Source organism: Mycobacterium sp. 1245111.1 (assembly GCF_001673405.1).
In the GTDB taxonomy this organism is placed as follows: domain Bacteria; phylum Actinomycetota; class Actinomycetes; order Mycobacteriales; family Mycobacteriaceae; genus Mycobacterium.
Genome location: NZ_LZLV01000110.1, coordinates 59,660 through 65,967 on the forward strand (window position 1 = coordinate 59,660; position 6,308 = coordinate 65,967).

The 6,308-nt window shown below is 70.2% G+C and carries 7 protein-coding genes and 1 pseudogene; 3 read left to right on the forward strand and 5 right to left on the reverse strand.

What is annotated here, in order from left to right:
* Positions 1-117: 117 nt before the first annotated feature.
* On the reverse strand, positions 118-1,128 hold the full coding sequence (locus tag A5658_RS16360; RefSeq protein ID WP_067337184.1) for a DEDDh family exonuclease: 1,011 nt from the start codon (positions 1,126-1,128) through the stop codon (positions 118-120).
* Positions 1,129-1,200: 72 nt separating this feature from the next.
* Between A5658_RS16360 and A5658_RS16365 the strand changes: the two genes are divergently transcribed.
* Together A5658_RS16365 and A5658_RS16370 are read left to right on the forward strand one after the other, a co-directional pair.
* A complete protein-coding gene (locus tag A5658_RS16365) occupies positions 1,201-2,430 on the forward strand; it encodes a Mur ligase family protein (RefSeq protein WP_067337187.1) in 1,230 nt (409 codons plus the stop codon).
* A 10-nt stretch (positions 2,431-2,440) separates the two neighbouring features.
* Entirely contained in the window at positions 2,441-3,133 is a 693-nt protein-coding gene (locus A5658_RS16370) for a type 1 glutamine amidotransferase (protein ID WP_156751510.1), read from the forward strand.
* Positions 3,134-3,151: 18 nt separating this feature from the next.
* Here A5658_RS16370 and recR read toward each other — a convergent pair whose 3' ends face one another.
* Together recR and A5658_RS16380 are read right to left on the reverse strand one after the other, a co-directional pair.
* On the reverse strand, positions 3,152-3,763 hold the full coding sequence (gene recR, locus A5658_RS16375) for a recombination mediator RecR (RefSeq protein WP_067337242.1): 612 nt from the start codon (positions 3,761-3,763) through the stop codon (positions 3,152-3,154).
* A complete protein-coding gene (locus A5658_RS16380) occupies positions 3,756-4,085 on the reverse strand; it encodes a YbaB/EbfC family nucleoid-associated protein (RefSeq protein WP_067337193.1) in 330 nt (109 codons plus the stop codon). Before A5658_RS16380 ends, recR begins: the two co-directional genes overlap by 8 nt.
* A gap of 155 nt (positions 4,086-4,240) precedes the next feature.
* Between A5658_RS16380 and A5658_RS16385 the strand changes: the two genes are divergently transcribed.
* Complete coding sequence (locus A5658_RS16385; RefSeq protein WP_231997343.1) at positions 4,241-4,960, forward strand: Rv3717 family N-acetylmuramoyl-L-alanine amidase; 720 nt, start codon at positions 4,241-4,243, stop codon at positions 4,958-4,960.
* On the opposite strand, the gene A5658_RS16390 is transcribed toward A5658_RS16385, so the two are convergent.
* Both A5658_RS16390 and A5658_RS16395 read right to left on the reverse strand, forming a co-directional pair.
* The gene (locus A5658_RS16390; protein ID WP_067337201.1) at positions 4,957-5,394 is read right to left on the reverse strand and encodes an SRPBCC family protein; all 438 of its coding nucleotides are present in this window, start codon (positions 5,392-5,394) and stop codon (positions 4,957-4,959) included. The genes A5658_RS16385 and A5658_RS16390 overlap by 4 nt on opposite strands.
* A 60-nt stretch (positions 5,395-5,454) precedes the next feature.
* Positions 5,455-6,308 (reverse strand): annotated as a pseudogene (locus A5658_RS16395) (DNA polymerase III subunit gamma/tau); the annotation flags it as partial.

Sequence of the window (6,308 nt, forward strand, 5' to 3'; positions counted from 1 at the left end):
TCGTGCGAGCACCCTGCAATTGCCAAGACCGCAGCAGCCACCACCGACCCCACCCGTGTAAATCGCATAGAAGGCAAGCCTATTGGGCGCTCGGTCACGCGTAGCGCCCACCCGTCGTCAAAAGAGCGCGAATTGCTCGCCTGCGCACGATGGCTCGACAACGTCGTCGACGCCGGTGCCGTCCACCACCGCCCCGACGTGGTCCATGAAGTTCGCGTCGGAGACCAGCGGCACGCCGAGCTCGTGAGCCAGGTAGCCCTTGCCCTGCACGGGGCGGTGTTCGTTGCAGATCACCAGCGAGGTGTCGCGGTCGACGTCGGCCGCGTACGCCAGCCCGGCGTGCAGGATCCGCTCGACCAACTCCTCGTGCGTGCGCGCGACCTCGGCCGCCAATGCCACCCGCATGCCCTGCACCAGCGGCCCGCCGCGGACGTAGGGCCCGGGGTTGCGGTACGGGCAGGCCATCCGGGAGGCCAGCACCTTCAGCGGGCGCAGCTCCTCGTGGGTCACCTTGCCGCTGGGCCAGCGCCGCCGGGTGACCGGTCGCACCGGTAACCAGACGTCGCGTTCGCGGGCGCGTCGCAGTGAGGCGGCCAGCACATCGGTCAGGACGACGGCGTCGTCGAAAGCATCGTGCGCCCGGCGCTGCGTCACACCCCAGTGCGCGGCCAAGGTCTCCAACCGCAGGTTGTCGGTGCCCAGTTCCAGCCGGCGGGCCAGTTCGAGCGTGCACATCACGCTGTCGATCGGCAGCTCGACACCGGCCAGTTCGGCCTCCGCGGTCAGAAAGCCGTAGTCGAAGGCGACGTTGTGCGCGACGAGCGTTCGGCCGCGGACGAGTTCGACGACGTCGCCGACGATCTCGCTGAACTGCGGCTGGTCCTCCAGCATCTCGGCGGTCAGGCCGTGGATGTGGGTCGGGCCGGGGTCCACGCCCGGGTTGAGCAGGCTGACCACCGACTGCTCGACGTGCCCTTCGGCGTCCAGCGCGAGCACCGCGAGGCTGATGACGCGGGCACTACCGGGCTTGAAGCCCGAGGTCTCGACGTCGATCACGGCCCAGCCCGAGCCCGCCTCGGTGACCGGCCGACCCCAGGGCGTCTTTACAGCCGCCGCGCTGTCCCGCATGACCCGAGGATTTCACGCCGAGCAGACATCGCCGGGTCGCCGCGCCTCGTGTCGCGCAGTTAACCTCTCGGGGTGATCAACGCCCGAGGACGACTCGCCCTGGCCGCCGGAGCCGGCGCGCGCTGGGCGTCCCGGGTTACCGGCCGCGGGGCCGGCGCGATGATCGGCGGCCTGGTCGCGATGACCCTGGACCGCTCGATCCTGCGACAGCTCGGCAGCGGCCGGAGCACGGTCGTCGTGACCGGCACCAACGGCAAGTCGACGACCACCCGGATGACCGCGGCGGCCTTGCGCACCATCGGCGGCGTGGCCACCAACGCCGAGGGCGCCAACATGGACGCCGGCTTGGTCGCGGCGCTGGCCGCCGACCGGGCCGCGGCGCAGGCGGTGCTCGAGGTCGACGAGATGCACGTGCCGCACGTCTTGGATGCGGTGGACGCCGCCGTTGTCATTTTGCTGAACCTGTCCCGCGACCAGCTGGACCGGGTCGGCGAGATCAACGTGATCGAGCGCCGGCTGCGGGCCGGGCTGGCGGCGCACCCGTCGGCTGTCGTTGTCGCCAACTGTGACGACGTGCTGATGACGTCCGCCGCGTACGACCACGCCGAGGTGGTGTGGGTCGCGGCCGGCGGAAGCTGGGCGGCCGACTCGGTGAGCTGCCCGCGCAGCGGCGAGGTGATCGTCCGCGACAAGGGGCACTGGTACTCGACCGGCGCCGACTTCAAACGGCCCAGCCCGCAGTGGTGGTTCGACGACGAAAAGCTCTACGGCCCAGACGGATTGTCGCTGCCGATGACGCTGGCGCTGCCAGGCGCGGTGAACCGGGGCAACGCCGCGCAGGCGGTGGCCGCCGCGGTCGCGCTGGGCGCCGATCCGTCGGCCGCGGTCGCGGCGGTGGCCGGTGTGGACGAGGTCGCCGGTCGCTACCGGACCATCCAGGTCGGCCCGCACAGCGTGCGAATGCTGTTGGCCAAGAACCCCGCCGGCTGGCAGGAGGCCCTGTCGATGGTGAACAAGGACGCGGCCGGGGTGGTGATCGCGGTCAACGGGCAGGTGCCCGACGGCGAAGACCTGTCCTGGCTGTGGGACGTGCGCTTCGAACACTTCGAGAAGACCGCCGTCGTCGCGGCCGGCGAACGCGGCACCGACCTCGCCGTGCGACTGGGCTACGCCGACGTCGAGCACACGCTGGTCCACGACACCATGGCGGCGATCGCGTCGTGCCCGCCCGGGGCAGTCGAGGTGGTGGCCAACTACACCGCTTTCCTGCAGCTGCAACGACGATTGGCCCGCCATGGCTGACTCGACCTCAGTGGTGCGGATCGGCCTGGTGCTGCCGGACGTGATGGGCACCTACGGCGACGGCGGAAACGCCGCGGTGCTGCGGCAACGACTGCGGCTGCGGGGCATCGCCGCGGAGATCGTCGAGATCACGCTGGCCGACGCGGTGCCCGACAGCCTCGACCTCTACACGCTGGGCGGCGCCGAGGACTACGCCCAGCGGCTGGCCACCAAACACCTGATCCAGTACCCGGGGCTGCAGCGCGCCGCGGGCCGCGGCGCGCCGGTGCTGGCGATCTGCGCGGCCATCCAGGTGCTCGGCCACTGGTATGAGACGTCGGCCGGTGAACGGGTCGACGGCGTGGGGCTCCTCGACCTGACCACATCACCGCAGCCGTCGCGCACGATCGGCGAGCTGGTCACCAAGCCGCTGCTGACCGGGTTGACCGCGCCGCTGACCGGCTTCGAAAACCACCGCGGCGGAACGGTTCTCGGCTCCGGCGCGTCGCCGCTCGGGGCGGTCAAGAAGGGCGCGGGCAATCGCCTGGGCGATGGCGTCGACGGCGCGGTGCAGGGCAGTGTGTTCGCAACCTACATGCACGGGCCGTGTCTGGCCCGCAATCCGGAGTTCGCCGATCTACTGCTCGGCAAGGTGGTGGGCGAGTTGGCGCCGCTGGAGCTGCCCGAGGTGGAGTTGCTGCGACGGGAACGCTTGCGCGCCTAACGCGTCGCGAAATCCGACCTAAGCCATCGCCCGTCGGCCGGTCAGTGCCCGGCCCAGCGTCAGCTCGTCGGCGAATTCCAGGTCGCCGCCCATCGGCAGCCCGGACGCGATCCGGCTCACGGTCAGACCGGGGATGTCGCGCAGCATCCGGACCAGGTAGGTGGCCGTCGCCTCGCCCTCGGTGTTCGGGTCGGTCGCAATGATCACCTCGGTGATGTCCACCCCGTCGACCTGCTCGCCGATCCGGTTCAGCAGCTCCCGGATCCGCAACTGGTCGGGCCCGACGCCGGAGAGTGGATCAAGCGCGCCGCCCAAAACGTGGTAGCGGCCACGGAATTCGCGCGTGCGCTCGACGGCCTGCACATCCTTGGGCTCCTCGACCACGCATACCTGCGTGCCGTCGCGCCGTGGATCCGCGCAGATGCGGCAGCGCTCGTCGTCGGACACGTTGCCGCACACCGCGCAGAACCGCACCCCGTTGCGGACCTTGGTCAGCACCGCGGTGAGCCGGTCGATGTCCGGCGGCTCAACCGACAGCAGGTGAAAAGCGATGCGCTGGGCGCTCTTCGGCCCGATACCCGGCAGCTTGCCGAGCTCGTCGATCAGATCCTGGACCGGCCCCTCAAACACCCAGTGCGCCGCCGCCCATGCCACCGGCCAGCGGACCGAGCTGTTCCTGCGCCAAGGCCGCGACCTGTCCGGCGGCGTCACCGAGCGCGCCGACGATCAAGTCCTGCAGTGTCTCGACGTCGTCCGGGTCGACGACCTTGGGATCGATCTTCACCGCGACGACTTCGCCGCTGCCCTTGACGGTGACCTCGACCAGGTCGCCGCCCGCCTTCCCGGTCACCTCGGAATTGATCAGCCGCTGCTGCGCTGCCATCAACTGTTGCTGCATCTGCTGAGCCTGGGCAAGCATCGCCGACATGTCGGGCTGGCCTCCGGGTTGCATGACAGTCCCCTTGCGTCTTGGTCTCGACTTGGTTTCGCCTGCGCCGTGCGGGCGATTCAGAGTTCCAAGCGTAGACGGCGCCGGGCTAGCGTGGCGCCGTGCGCATACCTCACCGCCTGCGTGTCGGAGCCGCTGCGGCGTCAGCCGCGGTCGGCATCCTCACCTTCGCTGCCGTCGTGACACCGGCGCCGCCCCCCGCAATCGCGGCACCCGGCAGCATCGCCGGCATGATCGTGTTCCTCGACCCCGGGCACAACGGCGCCAACGACGCCTCGATCAGCCGCCAGGTGCCCACCGGTCGCGGCGGCACCAAGGACTGCCAGGCCAGCGGAACCACGACCAACGACGGCTACCCCGAGCACACCTTCACCTGGGACACCACCCTGCGTATCCGCGCCGCGCTCAACGCGCTCGGCGCACGAACCGCGATGTCCCGCGGCGACGACTCCACGGTCGGCCCCTGCGTCGACCAGCGCGCCGCGATGGCCAATGCGTTGCACCCGAACGCGATCGTCAGCATCCACGCCGACGGTGGCCCGCCGAGTGGACGGGGTTTTCACGTCAACTACTCCGCGCCGCCGCTCAACCAGGCGCAGGCCGGACCCGCGGTGCAGTTCGCGCGGGTGATGCGCGATCAGATGCAGGCCTCGGGAATTCCGCCGGCCAGCTACATCGGCCAGGACGGCCTGTATGGGCGCGCGGATCTGGCCGGATTGAACCTGGCGCAGTATCCGTCGGTCTTGGTCGAGTGCGGCAACATGAAAAACCCGGTCGACTCGGGACTGATGGAGAGCCCCGAGGGCCGGCAGAAATATGCCGACGCGGTGGTCCGGGGCGTCGCGGCGTTCCTGGGCAACCAGTCCGTGGCCCGCTAGTTCTCGACTTCCCGCTTCAGATTGGCCAGCACCTCGGCTTGAATCTTCTTCAGCCCGAGCGGCGCGAACGTCTTCTCGAAGAAGCCCTTGACGCCGCCGGCACCCGTCCACGTGGTGGTGACGGTGACGCTGGAACCCGGGCCCGCCGGAGCCACCGTCCAGTTGGTGACCAGCGTCGAGTTGGCGTCCTTCTCGATGACGGCATGACCCGCGACGTCGACGGTGGCCTTGATGTCGCGCACCCGCGACTTGGTGGCCTGCAGGTTCCAGCTGGCGACGGTTCCCTGGCCCTGCCCGCCTTCGAGCACCTTGTAGTCGTGGTAGTGCGACGACAGGATCTTCGGCCGGACATCCCGGTAGTCGGCAACGGCGGACAGCACGGTGGCGGGCTCAGCGTTGACCAGGATCGTGCTGGCTGCACTGACTTGTCCCATTAGACGTAACTCCTCTGCGCGGACGTGATCACGCCGACCAGCGTATAGGTGGGCGTCCGACTAGCCGTTGTCGATGCGACGCGCACCCAACTCGTTCTGCAGCAGCTCGAGAGCGGCTTCTTCGGGGTCGCGACGCGGCGTCAGCTCGTCGTCCTGGCCGGCCTCGGCCAGCATGCTTTCCTCTTCGGCCTGCTGATCCGATTCCGCGTCGGCAACCGCTTGCGTCGGTGGAGGCGGCGGCGGCACCATTCTGCGCGGACGCTCGGCCGGGGCCGGCGGGGCGGCGGGTGTTTCCGGCGCCGGGGCGGCGCCCGGGCTGCCGGCTTCACAGCGCACCCGCCAGTTCACGCCCAGGGCATCCTTGAGCGCCTCGGCGATGACGTCGGCGTTGCGTTGTTCGCTCAACCGCTTGGCCAGCGGCGGAGATTTGTGGCTCAGCACCAACGTGTCGCCCTCGACCGCGCGGACCGTCGCGTCGGCCAGCATCACCTCGGTGGTCTTGCTGCGCTGGCGCACCTTGTCGCGGACGGTCGGCCACAGGGTGCGAACCGTGGCGGCGTTCGGCTCGGCCGAGCCCACAGCGGCTGCGGCGGCGTCGACGACGGGCTCCTCGACGACGGGCTCCTCCGGGACCGGCGTCGGTTCGGGCACCGGCGTCGGCTCAGGCGCCGGTGCCGGCTCGGCCGCGACAACTCGCACAGAGGCCGACCGCCGCGCGTAGGCGGGTTGCTGCGCCGCCTGCTCGGCGGCCGGAATCGACATGTCCAGCCGCGTCTCGATCCGCTCGACCCGTTGCAGCAGAGCCGATTCGGCGTCGCTGGCCGACGGCAGCAACAGCCGCGCGCAGATGACTTCGAGCAACAGGCGCGGTGCGGTCGCACCGCGCATCTCCGTCAGCCCGGCGTGGACTACCT